Genomic DNA, 23,106 nt, shown 5'->3' on the forward strand with positions numbered 1-23,106 from the left:
TATAAAATTCCATAAATAACGCACACCGTAACCGATAACCTATAAGTTCCTCCTCACTTATTCAATATGATTCAATGGCATGTTTACTTAGGAGTAAATGGCGAAAGTGCCATTTAAGACTGAGATGTGGAATCATTGCGGGTGATTAGGAAAACCCACACCTTACAGGAAAGTACTGGAATTTTTGGTTTTAAACAAACACAAAAAAGATAGTACGAATGGAAATACTTTGTTTTGTAGGGGTTACTTTGGTTTTTACCAGAACCAAAAGTAAAAGGGCCCAGCTAAAGCCGGGCCCATAAATCAAAACTTACCGATAATATTCACAAACACGCCCTGACTGTCGTAATCCAGCTGGGTGAGATCATCGGAGAAATCCGTAAAGTTATAGCCTACCCCAAGTTTCAAATGATCGCCTACATGACGGTACAGGCCGATCAAAGCACCGCTCTTGCTATCCTGGGCATCAGGTAAGTCAAGCAGACGACCTTCGATCAGGAAGTCCCAGTGTTTTACAAAGTGCCAGTCTGCACGCAGTACATAGAGGCTAGCGCGGCTATCGAAGAATTCCGGGTCTTCCCTATCCAGGCTTAACTGCCCCAAACGATAGGCGTACTTAGCTCCCAGTGTCCAGCGGCGGGTGAGGTCATAACTGGCATCTGCGGAGAAGATATGGCTCTTTTGGATAAACTCTGCCGAGGTGTTATTTACCGTCACCTGGTCCTGGGTTGGGACGTTATAGAAATAGGTGTACTTCACCAGGGTATTCAGGCGGTCGTGATTGACCGGTCGATAGGCATACCCCATCACAGCTTCAGTAAATTTACCATCGTAGAACTCCCCCTGGGAGCTTTTGCTATCGGAATAATTCAGTTTCCCCACCAGACGCCAGTCCGGAGTGAATTGATAGCTGAAGGTATTTTTTAACAGCCAGGTATCCCGCTCAGTTTCCGTCACGGTATTTTCATCCAGTGCGGTTTCCATGGCATCTGTGCGGTATTCAACTGCAGAGGCCAAGCGGATGGCATCCAGACTGTAGCCCATATTGAAACCCACGGCATTACGCTCAGTTTTAGCCCCGGTACGCGGATCTTCCAAAGTGCCCGCCTCTACCGTGGTGCCATAGGTCCAGCGATCGTTAGGGGCCAGGTCCATACCCAGGGCATGTGTCAGGCCGGTGGATACATCACCATGGCTGTAGCGCTCCTCACCGTACATGCTCAGAGTATCGGAGTAGCGGCTGCGGAAGCCGGTACTCATATTACCCTTGCGTGCACGCACGCCGGTATCGCTACGCTCATTATCAAGGGTGTAATTCATGTAAAGGCTGGTTCTGTCGCTCACCAGGAAATCGGTACCCAGGCGCGCCGCCATGCCGGTATCGCCACTGGAGACTTCGCTATCCATGGTGAGTCGATCGCTCACCCGATAAGCTCCGCCCAAGCCTATACGATTGTTTTCCTCGCGGGTGCCGCTCACTTCCATGGTGTTTTGTACAAAGCCAAAGGCACTCCAGTTTTCACCGGAATCATAACTCGCCTCCACGGCCATATCGGTACGATCACCCTGGGTTTGGGTAGCTGCTACGACAGAGGAGAAGTCCTCACGGCTGTCTTCACGAACTGCGGAACTGAGTCGCCAGTGATCATTGAGTCGGTAGCCAAGCGTCAAGTCTGCGGCACTGGTGTGCAGTCCAAACTCCTCTTCCTTGCTATCCGCTTTAACGCCTACATCGAAGCTTTCACCAAGGGGCAGATTAATACCGGCTCCGTACTGGGTGGTATCACCCTGCACAAATTGTCCAGGGCCAGAGAAGCCGGCTTCACGCTCCTGGTGATAAAAGTTACCTGAACCGCGCAAGCTTTCGAAAAAATCACCTAGCTGCAGGCTGCCCTCAACTTTGGTTGCACCTGCCGCAGCCTCGGGGTCAAGGGTTTGCCCATTATCAAAGGAGAAACCACCATCAAGGGAACTTGTACTGTCGAGGTTGCCACCTTCACTATCTGCAACTTCTACTTTTAACCAGCTGCCGGCACTTTTGCGCAGGGTTAGATCGAAGCCCTGCAGAGCAGTTTCATTATCATCCTCGTCCTGTTGAGTACCGCTAACGCCAAATTTTACATAGTCACCAAGCCAATAGTGGGCGCGGCCACCGAAGGCCAGGGTATCCATTTCCTCAAAACCGGGGGTGTATTCGTAGCGAGCTACCAAATACTGAGGGTTGCCATTGTAGGAACCATCCTGGATTAATAGATTATCGTTAGCCAGGGCGGAAAGCGGTTTATTTAGCAGGATACGTCCCTGGATATAGTCAACATCGTAATCGATCACTGGGGAGAGATTTTTGACTCCCAACACCAGACCGGAGTCCTTATCCCGCACTTCGACACGCAGGCGTTCAGAACCATTTAAAATATCCTGGTGGCGCAGGAAATACAGCGATCCACCCGTACCACGGTATTCATCGCGACCGGCAATGGTGCCGGGTTCCGCGCCAAAAGCATCCACCTGGAAGCGTTTTTCCCCAAAGCTGGTCATGGAGTCGCTTTCAAAGTGACCATTGGCACCATAGAGGGCCCGGTCTATCTGCGCTAATTCATTATCGGCATAGGTCGCCTTGAAATTACCCCACAGACCATAATCATCGTACTTGGACAACTTCACATAAAACTTGCCAGAGGTAGGTGCGTCCTCGACTACGGTAGAGTCGTCACCGAAAGTGGGATAATAAAGATCGCTATCCAGGCGACGGAAAAGTGCATCCGGGGATTTTTCCATAAAGTTGGAAAACAAATCGTCGGCGGGGCCCTCTTCCGTATCTGCACTGGCAGACAAACGCCAACCCTCACCGAAGCCGCCGCTGGTATAAAACGCCAGGCGACCGTCGTAGCTTACGGAATTGTCGTAATGGGTTTCATCACCGGTAACCAGTGCTGCCGGGCCATTGGTTTTGTCGTAGCCGATAGTAAGATCGGCGATACCCACGGTAAACCAATCGTTCTTGGCAAATTCCAAATCCCGCAGGAATAACTCGCCGTTGCCCTCGTCGTCCAGAATCGCGACCTCTACAGTATGCATACCGGGATCAAAAATCTGCTCGGCAACAAACTGACCCTGGTCGTTCACCGGTACCGGATTTCCAGCCAGCCACACGGTGTGACCCGAAGGTACCTGGGCACCGTTAACCAAAACACTGTTGCCGTCCAGGGGAATATTTCGTCGGGCCAGACGATTTTCACCGTACCCAACCAGCAGTTCCTGGGCAACGTTCACATCTTCGGCGGGCGCTTCAATATTGTCCACCAGCCACAGGGTTTGCTCGGCAGTTTCATCAAAACGACCTTTTTTATCGTACACCCGCAACACATAGTGAAGCTTTTTCAGCGGTGCCTGGAACTCGGTAAATTCCGCCTGCCAGCTTCCTTTTCCATACTGGTCTAACACCACTACGGCAACAGGTGTATCGCGCAGGGATTGCCCCTCTTCAAACAGGCGCACCTCGGCCCGCTCAACAAATGATGGGTAATTTGTATAACTGCGAAAAACTACGCGGTTCTCACTCAGCTCAGTATCTGGATTGTCCGCATAGCGAATGGTGTTTGGCCAGGCAGTAACGTTCAAACGCGGCTGCATCTTTTTATTATCGAAGCGGAACTGGATGTTGGCGTTATCCAGGGCAATATCGGTACAGCGCTGCAGGTCAGCCGAATTTTTGTAGGGATCATATTCCGGGCTGCCATCCACAGTAATACGCATCAGATTGAGTGCGTAGGGATTGTTGGCGATGGCCTCGCGGTTAATACGCTCGATTTCCAGGCGATCGCTCTCCGCCAGGATCGCCAGCTCATCATAGAGTACCTGCACTTCCACCCGTGCACCGTCCTCCAGGGTAAAGCCGTTGGCTACCACATCGTCGGACTGTACATAACCGCGACCTTCGAATTCCACCTGGGTGTCTTCAAGATTAAGAAGCTCTTTTACCTGATCCATGGCACGGCGGGCTCGGGCGCCGGATAGCCCAACATCATCGCCATAAACCATGGCCTCGCGGCGCTCCATGCGTTTGTTTTCGCTGTAACCGATAAAACTCAGACGAACATTGGCCTTGCTGGAAATTTCCTCCATAGCGGTGCGCATCTGTGTCAGTTGCGCCTGGGTGATAATGGGGTCACCATTATCAAAGCGAATCGGCGCTATCGCGCCACGTAAGGAATCATAAGCAATAGTGATGGTTTCCGCGGCAGCTGCCTCAGGACAAGCCTGCACACCATCCGCCGCTACTTCGAGGGGATCGTTGTACCAGAACTCCACCTCTACGCGGCGGTTTAGGGAGCGCCCCTTGGGTGTATCGTTAGCAGCGAGAGGCTGGGTTGCACCCTTGCCGCTACTGGTAACCATGGCATCGGGCAAGCCCAGAGCATCCCGCACCCCCAGAGCAACACGACGGGCTTCACTGTGGGATTTTTCCAGGTAAAGGTTTTGCTGCTCTTGCGAACTTTCGCCCACATCCAGTGGTTCGGCATCAGTGTGCCCGACAAAGTGCAACACCAGGTTGTTTTTATCCGCGAGATTTGATCGCACCTCACGAATGCGTTGGACAAAGGCTTCGGGCAGATCCGATTGCCCCGGCGCCAAGCGCAGGGGGGTAATCAGGTTTTTCAAGCGCGCACGCTGCTCAGTGCCTGCAGTGTAATTGAGCCTACATACCGTTTCCTGGCGGCAAACTTTAACGCGGTTTAATGCCAGTGCTTCCGCGCGCGCGCGGGCTGCCATGGCTTCTTCATCCAGCGCATCGTAAGTCACCTGTACCTGGACGCGACGGTTCAGTTCCCGCCCCGCGGTGGTGATATTATCGACAATCGGCTCCACATCACCGCGGCTTTCAACGGCAATCATCTGCTCAGGCAGTTCCAGGGCCTGCTGGAAAAAGTCCGCTACAAATTGGGCGCGGGCCAGGGTAAATTCATCCTTGCTTTCAAAGTCCGCCACCAATTCTTTTTGCATCGGGTCGGAATCGGTATGCCCGATAAAGTGCAGCTTGAAATTGGGGGTCTCACCCAGCTCGTTCAATTTTTCCCGCAATAATTCCACGACCTCCGCAGGAACTTCATCGTTCACCGTGTAAAACGGCATTGGCTCGATAAAGTCTTCCACCACAATCGGGTCCAGGGGAGCAATAAAAGTGGTCGCATCCTGTAGCCACTGGTTGGAGGGAGCGTGCAGCAACATCGCTTCAGTGTTACTGCCAATGGATTTCTCTTCGAACTCCGCCTGGGGCGCTTCAATCTCAGGGGCCAGTCCGGGAATTTTTTGCCACACCTGCCACCAGCTGACTTCCTGGGATGGAACAGACTCTGTGTCGGCTTGCTCCTGGGCCTGTGCTGGCAGTGTCAGAGCCAGGGCGATGGCAGTGGCGAGACAGCGATCGCGCCGGCGAAAAGTACGGGCAGATTTCCCCATAGCATTTACCGCACTAGGCCGATCCATTTTATTGCGCTTTACAGAGGACATTAATCCAATCCTCCATTGCTGGGCGGCGCCCCACGCCGCCAGAACACTTCAGTTTCAATATTCAATTCGTAGTCGCCATTATTGCGCGCCCACTCATCGGCAATCTCAGACTTGATCGTTTGCAAACGCTCTTCCACCAGATCCGGGTCCTCATTTTCCGCGAGATAGGACAGGCGCAATACAGAGGGAGCCTCACTGAGTTTTTCCAGCAACAGTTCAATACGCGACTGCCACTGGGGACGCAACTCGGTGGTGCCCGGCTCAAATACTGCCTCGGCCATATCCAGGCGCACTACCCGGTGCAAGCTGGCGCCGAAGTTAAACTTCACCATCTTGCCTCGCGTCGCACGCATTACCCGCGGGTTTTCAGTGGTGAGACGATAACCGCTAGGCAGACTGCGGTCGTCGAGCTTGAGCACAAAATTGGAACCCCGGTCAGCATTCGGCACCACCGCACAGGTGATATGGAATCGTCCGTGAGCATCGGCGGTGGCATTCAGACCAGTTGCAGTAACCACCCGTGCACCCGGAAGGCCGCCCTCACCCGCATCCTGGTAACCGTTCATGTTTTTATCGTCGAAGACTTTGCCGATTACATCGGTGCAATCGAAGGTGGGGTCCGGCACCACGCGAACGGTAGCTGAGGCCTCACCAGATGCAACCTGGCCGGATAGCTGGTTAAACATACGCGCGCGGTTGACATACTTACCCTCGCCTACACCGGAGCCGACTACCAACAAGAGTTTCAGCTCACGTGTTTGCTCGGCTTCCACACGCAGATCGGACCAGATCAGCTGTAGCCCATTCATCACCGGCTCCACTGGTTCGCCATCCATACGCGCCGAACCAGCCACGTATTTAAAACCTGCGGGGAAGAAGTCCACCAACTGCAAATCCGAAAGCGGTATCGGCAGGGTGTTGCCAAAGGTAATGGTGTAAGGCACCAGCTGGCTTCGGGTCACATTCAGCATCGCCGCAGTTTTGGTAATGGAAAGTGCACCTTCCAGGTGCGGGTCCATGGCGATATGGTTATTGAACAGCTGGCTGTCTCCTGGGACCTGATCATCGTCCAGTGTCAGGCGCAGGTAATAGTCGGTAGCTGCATCGCGTGCTTCTATATCCAACGGTGGGAGCGCTGGAGATAGCTGTACTTCACAATGCTGAGCCGTGCCAGGAATCATATCGGCATTGCTACCGAGACAGGCACCTACGTCAAAGCCAGCGGTCTCACCGTTGGTCTTCGCGGGAATTACCAGGGATTCACCACCGACATAATTGTCATCGGCAATTTCCACTTTAATCAGGTAATCCGCATTGGCCGGACAAGCGGCGTCGTCGAAATTAATATCGAATTTGTAGTAGCCGCCAGCGCTGGTCACCTGTCCCTGCTGCTTATCATCGTCAAAGCAGCGGTCAGGTAACGCCTGACCAGAGCTGACACGTAACATACTCAGGGTGGCGCCGGTAATGGGTGCACGCTGGATCGAGTTGTACACCACACCATTAGGTGTAAGCGGCAGGTTCAGATCCTGGGGATTGGCCCCGGACTCCACAAAGATCTCACTGATACGCTGCGGACCATTGGTGAAGTCGGAAACCGGATTACCCAGAGATGCGGTATTTTCCCCAGCTTCCGGTGCGGTATAGCGCATTTCATAACTGATACCCCCGTAGCTGTTGGGCACCAGCCCCTGGAACTGGAAGTAGCCGTTTTCATCGGTTTGAATGGTTTCCAGCAGGGCATCGTTGAAATAGAGATCCACAGCCCAGTTCAACAGCAGGCGTTCATCCGCATCCGCCTGGTTATTGAAATTCACATCGTGCCAGAGGTAACCCGCTAAATTGGCAATGCCCGGCGTACCGCCCACATCAATGGCGACGCTGGCCTGATTGGTTGAGGGGGGATCATTCCACTGCACCTCTGCAGTGTTCAGTACCGTGTAACCGATCTCCAAGTTGTCGGAAAGTTTTGCCTGGAAACGCAGCGTGGCACTTTCACCCGGCAGCAGATCACCATAAATGCCAGCGTAATCCACATTGATCAGGGTGCCGGTAACAGTGACACCATCAACCTGGCCATTGAGCATGGCAGAGTCAGCAACATAGGTGAGGACACCATCGCCAGCAACAGCCAGGTCATCAGTGATTTTGACATCGGTCGCCGGCACACCACTGATATTTGCAATGGTCACCAGGTATTCCAATACCGTACCTGCTTCAGCTGCACCGCCGTCGACAACTGCAACTTCCTTCACGATCGACAGCAACTGCGCATCACCCACAACCACCAGTGTGGGTTGCGCACCATTGGCCGGGTTACCGTCCGCATCGGTCAATACCAGCGGCAATTCCTCGGCGGCAACACTGCCCTGGTTACTGATCACCGTACCTCTGGCTGCGTCGGCATTCACCATCACATCGAAAGTCACAGTGGCAGTTTGCGCTGAAGTAATTACACCTTCACTGGCACCCGGCAGCGGAGGTGTCAGATCGCTGGAAGAAACCGGCAGGGCCGTATTGAGCAACGACATTCCACCAGCATTATCGGCAACCGCCACTCCATTCAGTGTGGTGGTACCGGTCACATAAGTGGTATTTGCCGGTACCTGGTCGGTCAGCGCCACCTGCATGGCATCGACACCGCCCATATTGGAGATAGCAATGGTGTAACGCAGCACATCACCGGGATCGACAATACCTGTGGAAATATTATCCACGGCAATAGCCACAGTTTTGTGGGCAATCAGCAGGGGCAGGTCACCAACAATATCGATGGTGGGATCGTTGGGCGCATCGGTGGCCGGGTCATCCGACGGGGCTTCATCGAAAGGACCACTGCCAGCGCCTTCTCCATTCACAAAGCCCTGGTTGGAAATAATAGTACCGTCGTTGACATCATTAATCGTAACATCAAATGTGACTATTACCGCTGTGGCACCGGTTGCAGTCGCCCCCACAAAACCGTCAGCCTCCCCGGCGGTATTAATAGTCATACCAGCAGCAAGGGGGGAAGCGCCGCTTACATCCGTAAGTGCTGTGCCATTTAAGGTAGTGGAGCCGGCAACATAGGTAGTATTTGCCGGAACCTGGTCCCGCAACATCGCATTAACGAGATTTTCGTTACCGGCATTTTCCACGCGAATGGTATAACGCAAAGCATCCGCAACCATCAGTAAATCCGGGTCACCGGTGATATCTGCTGAGGTTTTGTGAATTACCAGCAGAGGCTCGGACTCAATTAATACCTGGGTAGGATCTTCATCATCCGCAACGTCAGGGTCGTCAGTACCGTTGATATTGGGATCATCACTGTTCTGCAACAACTGGCCAGGCAATTGCACCTGGGCCTGGTTCAACACCGGCGTACCGCTGTCGATCACAGCTGCCAAAGTGACCTCGTATACCAGCTGAACAGAATCACCAGCGCTTCCTGTGGCCGCCAAATCCAGGTTTTTCACCTGTAAAAAGCCGCTGCCGTGTGTGCCAGCAGACGCATCAGAGCCACTGCTATCGCTACCCACCGGCGCTGTCACCAGTTGTAGTGAACCCGACTGGAACAATGGCAGGCTGTTCAGGCGACCCAGATCATCAGTAATTTCAATACCACTAACATCTGCACCACTCAGGTTGGTAAGCGTGAGTGTATAGCGCAGTACATCTGCCGGAGTGGCCGCAGTTGCCGGATTTTCTGCACGGGTAACATTCTCAACGGTTTTGTAGAAAGTTACCTTGGGCACAGAGGCGCTTACGGTATAGGCATCTTCGTGATCGAGTACGCCTGGCGTGCCATCAGTGGGCTCCGGGCGTGTGTACTGGCGTGCTTCCGGTAAGCCGCTATCCCAGCTGTGCCAGAGTTCCACACCGGCAATATTGGTCAGTGTATCGCCATCGATGGTATCCACATCCAGGGTGGCATCGTAACTCAACAACAGGTGGTGGTCCGCAGCCAGCATGGCCGCCGCTCCCACGGAGGTGATCGTCAGAGTGCAGCTGGCTTCATCAAAAACCGTATTAAAATCAGTTCCTGCTACCAGAGTGGCAACCGCAGTGCCTGCACCATCAATAATTTGCGCAGCAAAATTATTCGGAGGAGTTTCACACATACCACCGGGATCTTTATCCGGCAGAATATCGGTCACAGTAATATCCCAAGCAGGGCCTGTGCCGATATTATGAAGGTCGAGGGTGAAGGTACCTGGCAATCCAGACTGCATACTGGCAGGGCCGGTTTTAGTCAGGGTGATGGCCGTTGGCTCCACTACCTGCATATCCAGGGTCGTGTTTCCGGCACCGGCACCCTGCCCCGCGGCGGCATTGTCATTGTCGTAGTTATAGCTGTAGCTGGCGTTATTATTAAATGCCAACCCATCCACATTGGGTGGATTGCTGTCGCGCAGGCGCAGGGTCACATCAATAACCACCTGTTCACCTGCCGGTACATCAATGCCGTTTGTGGCATCAGCAATGACCAACGCAGTGCCCGATCCACTATTTTCTGGAGTGAATACGTTACTGCCCGATACTTTTGCCGCGCCAACAAATTCCAGGTCGGCTGCAGAAGTACTCAGGTCCATCAGCACACTGACATCGTGCAGGGCTGTGGGCTGCACGGTTTCCGGAATAGTGATGCGGTAATTAAACGGTTCGCCAATAGAGGCTGTCGGCTGGGTATTTTCAATCAGCAACGGCGCGGCATTGGGCGTATTGAACTGCACACTGACTGGTGCTGTAGGACCGTAGTCCTCTCGCATATCAATGCTAGCCGCAGTCGTACCCAGGGAAGGTAAATTATCGTCATCCAGTGAGTAATACAGCTCGACATAAGCGGCATTTTGCAGATTCAGACCCGCCCCCAGATTGGCATCTGCCTGAACGCGATACACCATCTCCAAAACCTGGCCAGGATTAATGGCATAACCTGTGCCCGCAGAGAAATCCCAAACTGCCGCACCGGTGGCGTTGTCAAAAGTCGGGGCAACAATGGTTGCTGCAGCGCCATTCACAGTAAGGGACTGCACATTGACACCGCTCTGGCGCAGGCCAATGGGAATCATGTCGCGGAAGACCGGATCGTAGGCCGGCGCTGATCCGTTATTGGTAATCGTTATGGTGTAATCGACAATATCACCGGCAGACAAGGTAGTGCCACCAGCAGGGGTAGAGCTGATTGCCGCTATGAGATCCGGCTGTAACAGGTCCAGGGTATCACTATCATTTCGCAGCTCGGCACCGGCGGCAGCATCGAAAGTGAACTCCACATTATTGGTTAACGCTGTATTACTGGCCGGCCAGGGGTGTACATCCTTATTCAGAACCCTTGCCTGATAGCGAAGTATAAATTCATCGTTAGTGAGATTGTTATCACCACTGTTGATCAGCTGTGCAATATTCCAGCTCAGTGTTGTCGGGCCGGTAGCGGGATCACCGGCCTGCACAGGTTCGGCGATATCGTTATGAATAAAGGGGGCCGCCGCTGCGAAGGGTGCAGTGGTAACGCCATTAATTGATTGGGTACCTACAAACACCATCCCCTGTGGCAGGGTATCGACAATTAAGGTATTGGGAGCGGTGCCCTCTGGCAGGGACAAACGCAGCTCGTATTCCACCAAGTCGCCGATACGCAGCTGTGCATCTGCACTACCGTAACTGTCGTCAACGCGGGTTTTACTGATTGTGCTGTCATTGGCAGCGATTAGCTGAGCGGCAATATTTTCCAACACGTAATCATTCAGGCCACCAACACCATCGGCGCCATTGCGCTCAAAAGGACTGCTGTTGTCCTCATCCAGGCTGGTCCACTCAATACGGGCAGAGGCAGACAGCGAGGCTTCAGCTAGCACTTCATCCAGCACCAGCACATCAAATACCAGTAGACTGTTAGTGCCAGCAGCAATATCCAGGTCGCTGTTCGAGCGATTCCACTCCAGTAACTGCGCAGCATTAATGCCATCCCCACTCACAGTAGGATCAGCTTGGGCGACACTGGCAAAGGTCACACTGCCCGGAACAAATTCCAGGCCAAGGGACAACTGCTCCCTGACCAGCAAATCGTAAGCAGCGGCGTTTTCCGGATTACCTGCCGCGGTGAGATCCAATGTGAAACGCAGGATATCGCCAGCATCCGGGTCGTTACCGGGGTTGGTCTGGTTAGCCACAGAATTTGTCGCAGACAAATCCGGCTCCACGATAGTTAAGGTCGGTGCTGTACCCGTGCCACCGGCTTGAATCACACCACCGCTTGTAGCGGCATAGGAATAGCTGGCTTCATTATTGAAATTATGACCCGCCTGTGCCGTTGCATTGTTTGCAACCCTGGCACGCAGCTCAAAAATAGCTACAGCACCAGCCGGAATAATATCCAGGGCCAGGGCAATATTGTTGTTAGTGGTATTATCGGTAAATGCACGGCCATTAATTTCCTGCAGCTGGATCAGCTCCAGGCTTGGGTCCAGAACATCGGTAATTTCCACATCGTAGATGGCCGATGTGGTTGCACTACCTGGAACCTGTATACGGTAAACCACTTCTTCGCCCACCGCTGCCGTAGCAGCACTCTGCAGAGTTTTTTGCGGCGCAGTAACTGTGGTGGCAATGGTCCCCATCGGATAGGGTGTACCCAGTGGAACAGGAGCATATTGCTCTCCGCTTTTTGCCGACAGTGACCAGAATTCATTGACCGTGAAGGTATTTACCCAGTTTTCGCCACCGCCAATATCAGTATAAAAGCCAATTTCGTAATTGATATCCAGGCAGGCTCCCGCTTCGACAGGCACCAGGAAAGTGAACTGCATATCGTCGCCACGATTACCTGGCGCGGTGTAAGAGTAATCGGTGCCCTGTGTAAGTACGGTGCTATCCAAAGTGACCTGCAGATTGGCGATGGAGGCCTCATCCATCTGAGTAGCCAGGTCATCAGTCAGGGACAGATCGTAGGCTGGCGCCAAACCGGAGTTACAGGCATGCAGAGTAAACTGCATCACATCGTTGGCCGGGTCCACATTCATATGGGAGCTTGGCCAGGTAGCGTCCGTTTTTGTCAGGCTGTCGATCACCGGCTGCAATACTGTAATGTCGGCACTATCTTGCAGGGTACTGGCAGCGCCGGTGTAATTAAGCACGGCTGTATTGGTCAGGGTCGCAGTCGGCGCTGCAATACCCGAACCCGCCACTACTTTGGCGGTGTACTCGATAACAAATTTATTGGTATTGCCGAAGTTGCTGAGGATATCTCCCAGGTTCCAGGTGACCGTACCTGTGTCCCCTGCCGCGGGCACAGCAATGGCTGAATAAACAAAATCATTCAGGTTGTCGTCGTAGGGCGCAGCAGTATCACCATTCACACTGACAATGGAATTAAATTCCAATCCGCTCGGCAGTGCATCATTAATAGTCACTGCCGGTGTCGTACCCGCTTGCAGGTTCAGGGCCAGTTGATAGGTAACCGTATCGCCAACCCTCAGCGTGCCTACTACAGAAGCGCTATCAGAATCTGCAACAACCGTTTTCACAATACCGGTGTTGTCCACAGTATCGATACTGGCTTCAGCCGGACCCTCACAGTAATCGTCCGGTGCGGATACTGCCGGGCAGCCGGCACCATCACGCTCGTAAGCCAGCTGATTAATGCTGCTGTCATCAAGGGACGTCCAGTCAAGCATTACGCTGTTGCTAATCGGCGAGCCAAATACTCCTGTTACCTGGGTTCGATAGGTAATAACTAAAGTTTCACCAAGCTGCAGGTCCAGAGTGTTATCACTGTTATCACGCCCCCACACAAGAGGCCCAACGGGAGCCCCGGCAGGTGTTGCGACAAAACCGGCAACAGCACCACCATTGATCATTGCTGTCGGGGCAAAGCCACTATCAAACTGCAGCTCAGATGGCAGTGTATCCACCAGGTTGAGATCGAATGCAGCTGCGGTAGATGCCGGATCGTGGGCAACTGTAATCACATATTCCAGTACATCCCCACCCACCGGAAGATTGCCGGGGTTGGTTGCATTACTGACCGCTTTATTGATGGTGAGCAGAGGTTCCACCACAGTAACTGCAGCGGTATTGTCATTGAGGTTTTCTGCCGCCCCACTTTCACCGTTGCTATAACTGAGCGCCGCACCGTTCTGGCGGGTATCAGCATTATTGGTGGCCAGATCATTTTGCACACGGGCAAAATAGGTAATCCTGATCAGCGGTTCCAGGGTACCACCCGCAGTGTCATTTTCACTGGCCGTATCTACAGCACCAATATTCCAGGTGGCATTGCCAGAGGTATTATCTGCGGGGAAGCTGTTGAAAGCCGCCTCGGACGGTGCATTGCCATTAATAGTTTCAATGCCGACAAAATCGTACGTGACATCGTAATCGGTATTGTGACTCAGGACATAACCTTCGGGGCTGCCGAGCTGGTCGGTAATTACCACATCCCGGCTGATGCCTTCCGGCAGGCGGATTTCCAATTGGAATTTCTTATGCGCACCGATGGTAGGAACCACGGCGGGTTCCAGGTCAGATTTGGTTAACTGTAGCGGCGGTACTTCCGTCTGCGCACTGGCAGTGGTTTCATAATCGTTAATCGCGTCGCCAGCATTGGGTAACACCCCAATACGCATACCGTCAGCCGCTCCATCCGGGCCAATAGTATTTGCGCGGTTCAAGGCGACATCATTTCCAGGAAGAGACTGCCAGCGGGCCTGTATAGTGTTATCCAAGATTTCATGGGGCTCTACGCCCTGCTCTACCCGCACATTAAAGGTAAAGGTTTTGGTCTCACCCACAGCAATAGTGTAATCCGCATTGCTGCGATTCCAGCTAAAGATAGGCGCATTGGCCCCGATAGTAGTGATATCGACATTCTGGGGCGGATCAGTACCACCGATATTACCCAGGTAAACCAGCTTGGTGCCTGTGAGATCGTCGAGCACATGTAGATTGTAGGCAGCTGCAGTGCCGGTATTTTCTGCCGTTACGGTAACAGTGAGAATGTCATCCGCATCGCTATTGGGTACAGCGAATGACTTGGTCAATTGAATCTGCGGCTCCTTTACAGTGATTGCATGGGAGTCGAATGGCACCACCACTGCCGCGCCTGTTTCATCCACATAACCTACCTGTGCAGTGGTATAGCTACCACCGTTACCCAGCACATCGCCATCATCGGTATTACTGCTGTTCTCAATACGCGCAATAAATTCCACTGGGAAATCAAACAGGCTGCCGGTTACCGTGGTGAGTTCCTGATTGCCAAAATCCCATTCGACAAAATCGGCGGTGCCTGTGCTGGTACAAGTCGCATTAAAAGACCCACCGGGAATAAAACCCGCCGCATCGTAAGGCGGTGCATTGAGGTTTACTGTCTGCCCTTCGATACAGCGCATGCCTGCGGGCAGCTCATCACGGATAACAAAATTGCGCAATTTCGCCGCAGGTATTTTCGCAGTTAACTTATACCGAACCTCCTCACCGACAACAGCTGTATCACTGTTAGTACCACTGGCAGCGCCATTAGAGAATTGCAGGGCCTGCTTTGGCTCCGCCTTTACTTCAATAATCTGCATACGCGCTTCGGCGTCTTCAGATTGATAGTGACGTGCACGTCCGGCAGCCGGGGTGCCATCACCAACACCATCGTTATCCACATCGCTGTCAATTTGTGGCGAACTCTGGTTGCTATAGTCTCCCTCCAAACTGTCATAGCGCGTATAGAAGGTATTGGTGAACACCTGCAATGGCGCCACAGATCGGTGCGGTTTAACTCGATAGTAAAGAGTGACCGAATCACCGGGGTTTATACGCTCCAACGCTGTAGAGTGTTCATAGGAGAAAGTAATAATTGCCGGGGTTCCACGATCACTACAGTGGGTAGCTTCGGAGTAATTGTTAGCGCCCGGAGTAATACCCACCAAACCGTCAGCGCCTATCGCGGTTTCTGAGGAGCTATCTCCATCGTTGTCCAAACCATCGGCGTTTAAAGGTTGTACACACATCTGTCCAGAAGGATCGAGAGTGTCGGTTACTACCAGATCATAGGCGGGAGCGCGATTTACACCACTATCAGCTGTACGGTTGGTTAAAGTCAGTCGGAAGATATATGTCTGGTCTCGATGACCTTCATTAGTGAAATCGACAAAGTTAGTACAACCGCCCCCGATGCCATACAGGTTTTCATTACAGACTTTTTTATCCACCTCAATATGGGGTTCGGAAACAGTAACTGATTCCGACCATTCGGTAATATCCGGATAGCCCGGTACAGTAGTGGGTACACCATCAATATTGGTCAAAATACCACTGGTGTTGTAGTTATCCACTATAATAGTTTCAGTATCAAATACCGCGGTAAATTGCGCGCGTGCGTAGTCGATACTGGGACTTGCATGTTGGTTTGGATCGGTATTTTCGGTATCTATCGGATCATTTAACAAGCGCGTGGTCATATCCGCAAGGAACCAGCGATTCCGCTCTTTAATTTCAGAGGTAACTTCCCAAAGAAAATCTGTTTCGCTAAGAGGAATATTCAGACCTCCGCTTTCCACAATGTCACCGCTGGGAATTACCACACAGTTAGTCTGAGAAATTGGATGCGGTAGAGTTACATCAGCACAATTCAGCGGCGCATCGGAAATATATCCCTGACCATCTGGCAGGTCATCGTTCACATCAATATCGCGCACTTCGATCAGGGTAAATCCGTCTGTATCGAAACCAAACCAGCCACCGGCCTGGATTTCAAAGCGACATTCTTCACCGATTAGAACACTGCTATTAGGAAAGGCAGCTTCGGAAGTTAATTCGTTACACTGATCAGAGCGCTCCTTAATTAGGTTAAAACCCATTACCCGCGCGCGCATACCGTCGAGAGTGTAGTTATTGGCAAGCTGCAATTTGGGCGTTGTTTGGTTCAGTTCTACTGGCGCCGGAAAATCCAGAGGTGTACCATCAGAAAGGGTAATTTCACCCACTACATCGGCACGGAATGTTAAATCGTCGTCACTGGCAGAATGGTTTTTCTCCACCTGGAAAACAATGCGCTCAGTTTTATTCGGCTCAATCACTCCCCCCAAGTTTGAGCAATGATAAACAGTCGACGAGGCTGGCAGGTAGGCCGGCTGATTCCACAGAGGGTGTGTGGGCACCGTGCCAGGGTTGGGATTACCCATTGCCGTACAGGCGCGGTTATTGGACAGTACGCGCATGGCCTCACCAAAGGTGACGTATACACCGTAGTTGTCCGCATCGTGACCACCATTGTTGGTCACATCCACTATCAGCTCGGAAGTACCACTGTCCCTCACAATATACAGAGGATGAACCGTACTGATATCGAGATCTTCCGGATCTGGTGTCACCGACTGATTTTCAACCTGGGTGGGTGGATTTGTACCCGGGCAGAAATCGTCATAATCAATACTTAAAACGTTGTCCGACAGGCGAATATTACTGTTTGGATCTTTACTATTAGCAGCCGATTCCTCCTCAATATCTAGGTCGGCGATCTTGTCATAGAAATTAGGCTCGATAGTAACAATACGGAAACGAATCTGGATTTCATCTCCATAGCGCATCATATGCCGTTGATCCGGATAGTTGGGATGCTCGGTGCTGCTCAACAAACGGAATTCTGGCCTATTATTATTTAAAGGGTCTGGATCCCATTGATTCCAATTAGTCCCCACACGCCATTCCAAGGTATCCACTTTGCCAGGATAAGTGGAGCTATAGTTCGCATTGTGATCATCTTCACCACGACGTTCACTGATAATTTGCGGCGTATAGGTCGTGTCTACCACGTACTCATCGGGCAGATCACTAACAAACTGAATATCCTTAACCGATCCATTCGTTCGGTTGTTGATTGTAATCGTCACAAAGCCAGCAGAGCCCAATGGCTGGTTAAGATTTGCTCCTGTAATAGCCTGGGCAATATTAAGATCAGTGGCTACCTGTGCATACATTTGCTCTGAGTCAGCCATCGGAGCGCTTGCTGTGGCCGGATCAAAAACACCACCCACACCAGTATCATTATCAATCTCACAGCCCCACTGCAAGTCTGAAACTGTATTTGTGCCATTGCTACAAGAGGTATTTACCTTGCCCACCAGATAGATATTCAATGTCGAGTTTGCGGGAATATCAGTGCGTACGGGGCCACTGGAGAAATCTCCACTCAACTCAAAGTTGTTGATGCTGTTACTCGCAGGTACACATCCAGATCCTGCAGGATTTACTCCATTGTTATTCGCAACCGAAAGAGCTGCACTCTGGCTTGGACAGGCATAATTGATGTCCATATTGGGATTAGTCATCAAATCATCAAAACGCACATCCTGCATATCGGCGGTACCACCATTCGAGATGGCAATACGCCAGATAACATCATCATTGATGTTGCCATAAACATCATTGGTATAGTTGGTCTGGGCCGCGTCGATATTCCGTCCCCGCTTATCCATAGATGGCCAGGGTTCACGTATGGGTAACTCCATACTGTCTGTATCTGTAGTAGTGGGATAACTACAGTAATCAAAGGTTGATGTAGCTGTCAGGGTACGGTTATTGTTAACCAAGTCCTCTTCGCGGTCAGCCCTACTGCGAACACCAAAGGTAATCGTCATAGTGGTGTTTTCATTGCGCGCGGCAAGCGCGGAAAGGTCATTTTGATCCCAGCGAATAGTGGTACCACTTATTGTGGGTTCACTCAGTACGGAACCAGAACTTACTCGTGTGGAACCCGGAATATACTCCAACTCAGAAGTACCCAGATTTTCCGTCACGACAATATTTTCAATATGCTGCGTACCCATAAAATCACTACGGATTCCAGGCACGTCAATTTCAATGGTTACTTGACCATCGCCGCACAATTCACACCAGCTGTTACTGCTGCGGTGATCCAAAATATTGAATGTTGCTGGATTGTCGGGAGATGAGGGGCAATTGTGATCAGCCAAAGCCTTTGGCGCGAACACGACTGCCCAGATGCACAATAGCACCAAGCCAGTAAGCAAGTTATTCCAGGATTTCCGCCCAATTACTTCTGACATCATCGTCACTATTTGCCGCCGCTTTTCTATTTCAAAAATCCTTGACAATGCTCAGGAGCATCGCCGCCGGACAGACACAGTCCGGTGCGCGAACTTTAATTACAGAGCGGAAAAGTGGCCGTGAAGCAGGTCATAAATAACAGTCAGGTAAGGGAACTTTTTCAGGGATTGCCAAGTGGTTCTCAAGCTGGAACTCAAGAAAGGCTGAAGCAGTGAAGCAGAGTTAACAGGGGCACCCCCAGTTTTTAAACGTAACAACCTCCTCCCCGTTTACACGGGAAGGAGGCCACACCGGTTAATTGTTGGGGAAGAAGTCGATCGGGAAAAGAATGGTGATCGTTGGAACACCGGCCTTTTCGCCGAAATTAAACCGCTTGACCCGCGCAACAATTTTGGCGTTGAGTGCCGGTGAATCCATATCACTGGACTCCACTTCCGCACGAGATACCGAACCATCCGGCTCGATGGTGATCTTCAGAACCATCTTGCCTTGCAGGGCCGGGTTATTCCGCAGCTCGCGATTGTAGATGCGATACAGCGAGGCCTTGTAGCGGTCGAAGACAATCTGAATCTCTTCATCAGTTCGAGATGGACCCACACCGTCACTGAGCGGCCTATCCTCACCGGCAAAGTCACCCTCGGTACCGATAGAACTCTCCACCCTGGAGAAGGCCACCCCCCCCAGGGATGAGCCAGTACCGCCAACATTGCGGCTCAACTCTGCGGTGTTAATGCCACCACTACCGGCAGCTGCGGCCGCTGTAATCAGCGAGCGCTGACTGCGATTCTCCTGCTTGCCGGCCGTACTCAGCTGGGTTTGCTGGCCCAGGCGATTGTCCAGATCATCCTGAATAAGGTCCTGGAAATTATCCTTGAAGGCCAGTACACCCGCGCGCTCAGCTTTCTTACGCGCTTGCTTTTTCTCCGTCTTAGAAGGCTTCGGCTCTTGCTTGGCGACCTTTTGCTCCTGCTTAGGCTTAGGCTTTTTCTCGTCCTTCTTGGGTTTCGTCTGCTCCGGCTTGGGCGGTGGCTTGGGCTTGGTTTTCTTCTCGATTACCAGCTTGGCCAAACGCTCGGGGATCTCGACTACCTGGGTTTCAGGCTCAGGCAGCACATACAGGGGAACCAGATAACCTAACAGCGCGGCCATGAACAGAGAGGCGAATACGCAAATCCGAAACCGTTTCTCGTCCTCCCCCTTGGTATGCCAGGGCATTTCCATCGGGCGAAAAGCCGGCTGTTCATACTCACGAGTGATTTCGAATTCAAATCTGGATTCTTCTTCCTCACGGCGCAACTCGTCAGCCTGCTCATCAAGAGCAAAAACTTCCTCATTACAGTATTCGATTTGATCGAGGATATCCCTGCGGGATTGATGCAGCTGATCCAGGCTTTCATTGAAATCTCGGGTGGATTCACCAATGCGTGTAATTACCCGTTCAGAAGCATCTGCTCGGTAGTCCTCAGCCCAGAACATCTCCCCTGCACCAGCTTCTTCGAGCTTGTGCAAGCGCTCTGAAATTTCATCGAGCAGCTGATACTTGGAGCCATGCGCCTGCAATTCAGCCAGCTTCTCTTCGATCTGCCGCTGCTCATCCTCGAGCAGATGCATACGCTGGCGAACCGCATTGAGCGTTTCGCTGACCGCCTGCTGTTGTTGAAGAAAATTACTCACAAACTTCCATTAACCCTGAGATGCTTTCTGAATAACCGCCAGTGATACCTTGGTGTAGCCCGCTTCGGTGCAGCTGGACATTACCTTTTTCAGCAAGCTGAACGGAATGCCTCTGTCCGCGAGAATATTCACTTCCGGTGGCTCTGGCCCCTCCTGCTCACCTTCTTCTCCCTCTCCTTCTTGAGCTGAGGCCAGGGCAACACCAATAGCCTTATCTAATTCTGCAATCATCGCCTGCTTAATCAGCTCGATGACAATTTCCTCACTTTCCAGTACTTCGCTGGTGGCAACAACGGATTTGGATTCCACCAGAATTTCCTCAGCCGTCACCATCAGGGTTACCGTTTCACTCGGCTTGGTCTCAACCACCGAATCCGGCAGTGTGATCACCTTGGGCGGCTCCAATGCTTCGTTACTGGAAGTATTGGTGAGGAGGAAAAACACCAGGATAGTGAATACATCCATCAGGGACGTCAGATTCATTCCTGAGGTTTTTTTGCGCTTATGGCTGCGAGCCATACGCTTCATACGTCGGCTTTCATGTCTCACGGCGCATCTCCTATGGAAATATCAGGAAACAGAATCACCTTCTCCACTGCTGACGGATCATTGGGATCACTGCCTTCAACCCGGACTTCAGCACCGCGCACGGTATCCATTACACCCACCAGGTGCTCATAGGCAATATCCGCCTCCATCAATAAAATAGAGTCGGTTTTTTCCGGGTAGCTGGCTTTCACCTGCAGCAAAAACTCGGTAAGTTTTTTCAGGTCGTAAACTTCAGCCGTTGGCAATACCTCAATTCCGTCGTCCTGTCCGGCAGTTTCCTCCACAGCCACTTCCGGCTGGGTGGAGTCCCCCTCACCGGAGACATTCAGGTTAGGGAAGCGGGCAATAACCTTTTCGCCATCGCTGATCTCCAGTGCCTCCGTACGCACTACGACTTCCACCGTCACCGTAGGGTCATCCGGGGCACCGCCGCCAGCTCCACTCGGCATGTTCAATTCCAGGATTGTCACCCGTGAAAACACCGCCGATACCAGTAGGAAGGGTACCAGTACCACCATCAGGTTCAGGAAGGCGGTGATATCCAGCTCCGGGGCCTCTTTATCTCTCCCGTGGCGCCGCCTTCTCATTATGCAGTTTCCGTTTGCTGTTCTTCGGTTTCGACTTCTTCGGTTTCAGCTTCTTCGGTTTTAGCTTCATCCGCAGGCTGCTTACCAGGCTGCTCTTCTGGCTTGGGCGCATCCATTTCGAAGCGGCGACGGGTTGAGCTATCAATCAGGTTGGAAGCTTTTACAGAAACCATTTCCAGGCTATCGATAATTTGACCCGTCAGGGAGTTGAGCAGCGCATGCACTATCAACAGGGGAATACCGGTCATCAGACCAAAGGCCGTGGTGTTCATCGCTACGGAAATACTGGCAGAAAGCAAGTCAGCTTTTTCCGCCGGGTTGGCATTGGCTACCGCAGTGAAGGCTTCGATCAAACCCATGATGGTACCGAGCAGGCCCAGCAACGTAGCGATATTGGAAAAGAGCGCTACATAAGGCGTGCGTTTTTCCAGCTGAGGAGTGATCTCCATCATGCTCTCTTCCATCGCGATCTCGATATCTTCGCGACGACGCACCGCACCCTGGCGTGCCAGACCCATGGACAGCAATTTACTCACACTGGAGTTATCCTGCTTAACCAGATTGCGCGCGCGATCAAAATCCCCGGAGGCGAGAACGGGTTGTAATTTATCCCACATGGCACGGTTGGTATGTCGCTCGTAGTGCAGGCGAATAAATCGTTCAATGGCTACGGCGCCGCCCAAAGCGGCAACGACGAGAATGGGGTACATAAAAGTACCGCCCGTCTGGAAAAACTCAATGACGCTGTTAAAAAAGTCCATTACAAACCCTCTTGAGAAATACTGCAGTAATTTGTTGCTGCTCCGGCCTCAACCGGAGAAAGGACGGCGTTAGTCGCCGGACAGGCTGAGCTGGTAGAACTCCAGCTCACGCATGAAAACTTCCTTGTCGAGCGGCTTGAGCTTGTCATCCATCAGGCTGGAGACAAGATCGCTTTCGACACCCACCTCGGAACTTTTCCAGGGGACAATATAGAGAGACTTGGGGGCTTCCTTATTACCGATAATGGAAATGCCCGATAACTCTTTGATCTTAGAGTCAACTTTCTTTTCTGTAGACCCTTTCGCTTCTTCACTCCCGGATTGGGCAAAAGCTGTGGGGAGCCCGGTGAGGCAAACTGCCAGTAGCAAAATCCATTTCAACCTCAATGTCACTTGCCAGTCCTCCGCTTGAGATCGGCCAACCAGATGGATACATCCTGGTCTTCCGGCTCCAATTGTACGTATTGTTGGAATTGTGCCAGAGCGCACTGGAGATCTTGCAGATAGAGATCACACAATATGCCAAGGTTTTTAATCAAAGGCAGGTATTCGGGGTTTTCTGCCAAGGCATTCACATAAATTTTTCGCGCATCGGCGAAGCGACCCTGCTTACGATAAAGTACCGCCAGCTCATTGGTCGCCACTGGATGCTCCGCATCCAGCTCCAGAGCTTTGAGGAAAGCTTCCTCCGCATCTTTTTCGCTGCCAACCTGGTAGTGCGCTATTCCAAGATTGATATAGGGCGCGGGAAGTCGCTGCTCCCTCTCAACGACCGACTGCAGCAAATTAATAGCAGACTCATATTTCTCTTCAGCCAGATATTCCAGCGAGCGTTCAAAATCCCGGCTAACACTGCCGGAAACCTTCACAGAAGAATAATCGGAAATTTTTCCAGTTTTGGTATTAGTCCCCACACAGGCGGATAGAAGCAGCGCGAGCCCCACCAGGAAAAATCTTCGCAACCTTGTTTGCATAACTCTCAG

The 23,106-nt window shown here is 52.0% G+C and carries 8 protein-coding genes; all 8 read right to left on the minus strand.

The window, feature by feature from the left end:
- Positions 1-303: 303 nt before the first annotated feature.
- The 8 genes from GL2_RS20140 to GL2_RS20175 all read right to left on the minus strand — a co-directional run bounded on the left by GL2_RS20140 (position 304) and on the right by GL2_RS20175 (position 23,097).
- The gene (locus GL2_RS20140; protein ID WP_143732519.1) at positions 304-5,511 is read right to left on the minus strand and encodes an OmpA family protein; all 5,208 of its coding nucleotides are present in this window, start codon (positions 5,509-5,511) and stop codon (positions 304-306) included.
- Positions 5,511-18,554 (minus strand): isopeptide-forming domain-containing fimbrial protein, encoded by a 13,044-nt coding sequence (locus GL2_RS20145; protein ID WP_232053865.1) that lies wholly within the window; start codon positions 18,552-18,554, stop codon positions 5,511-5,513. Before GL2_RS20145 ends, GL2_RS20140 begins: the two co-directional genes overlap by 1 nt.
- Positions 18,555-18,846: 292 nt before the next feature.
- Complete coding sequence (locus GL2_RS20150) at positions 18,847-20,226, minus strand: AgmX/PglI C-terminal domain-containing protein (RefSeq protein WP_143732521.1); 1,380 nt, start codon at positions 20,224-20,226, stop codon at positions 18,847-18,849.
- Between the two features lie 9 nt (positions 20,227-20,235).
- Positions 20,236-20,775, minus strand: a complete 540-nt coding sequence (locus GL2_RS20155; RefSeq protein ID WP_232053695.1) for a biopolymer transporter ExbD — start codon at positions 20,773-20,775, stop codon at positions 20,236-20,238.
- Positions 20,772-21,362 carry a biopolymer transporter ExbD gene (locus tag GL2_RS20160; RefSeq protein WP_143732522.1) on the minus strand — a complete coding sequence of 197 codons (591 nt, stop codon included), beginning with the start codon at positions 21,360-21,362 and terminating at the stop codon, positions 20,772-20,774. The genes GL2_RS20155 and GL2_RS20160 overlap by 4 nt, the downstream gene beginning before the upstream one ends.
- Positions 21,362-22,123: a MotA/TolQ/ExbB proton channel family protein gene (locus GL2_RS20165; protein ID WP_143732523.1), complete on the minus strand. Its 762-nt coding sequence runs from the start codon at positions 22,121-22,123 to the stop codon at positions 21,362-21,364. The genes GL2_RS20160 and GL2_RS20165 overlap by 1 nt, the downstream gene beginning before the upstream one ends.
- Positions 22,124-22,192: 69 nt before the next feature.
- Entirely contained in the window at positions 22,193-22,516 is a 324-nt protein-coding gene (locus GL2_RS20170) for a hypothetical protein (RefSeq protein ID WP_143732524.1), read from the minus strand.
- Positions 22,513-23,097 carry a tetratricopeptide repeat protein gene (locus GL2_RS20175; RefSeq protein WP_143732525.1) on the minus strand — a complete coding sequence of 195 codons (585 nt, stop codon included), beginning with the start codon at positions 23,095-23,097 and terminating at the stop codon, positions 22,513-22,515. Before GL2_RS20175 ends, GL2_RS20170 begins: the two co-directional genes overlap by 4 nt.
- Positions 23,098-23,106: the final 9 nt, after the last annotated feature.

It is taken from the genome of Microbulbifer sp. GL-2, assembly GCF_007183175.1.
GTDB lineage: Bacteria > Pseudomonadota > Gammaproteobacteria > Pseudomonadales > Cellvibrionaceae > Microbulbifer.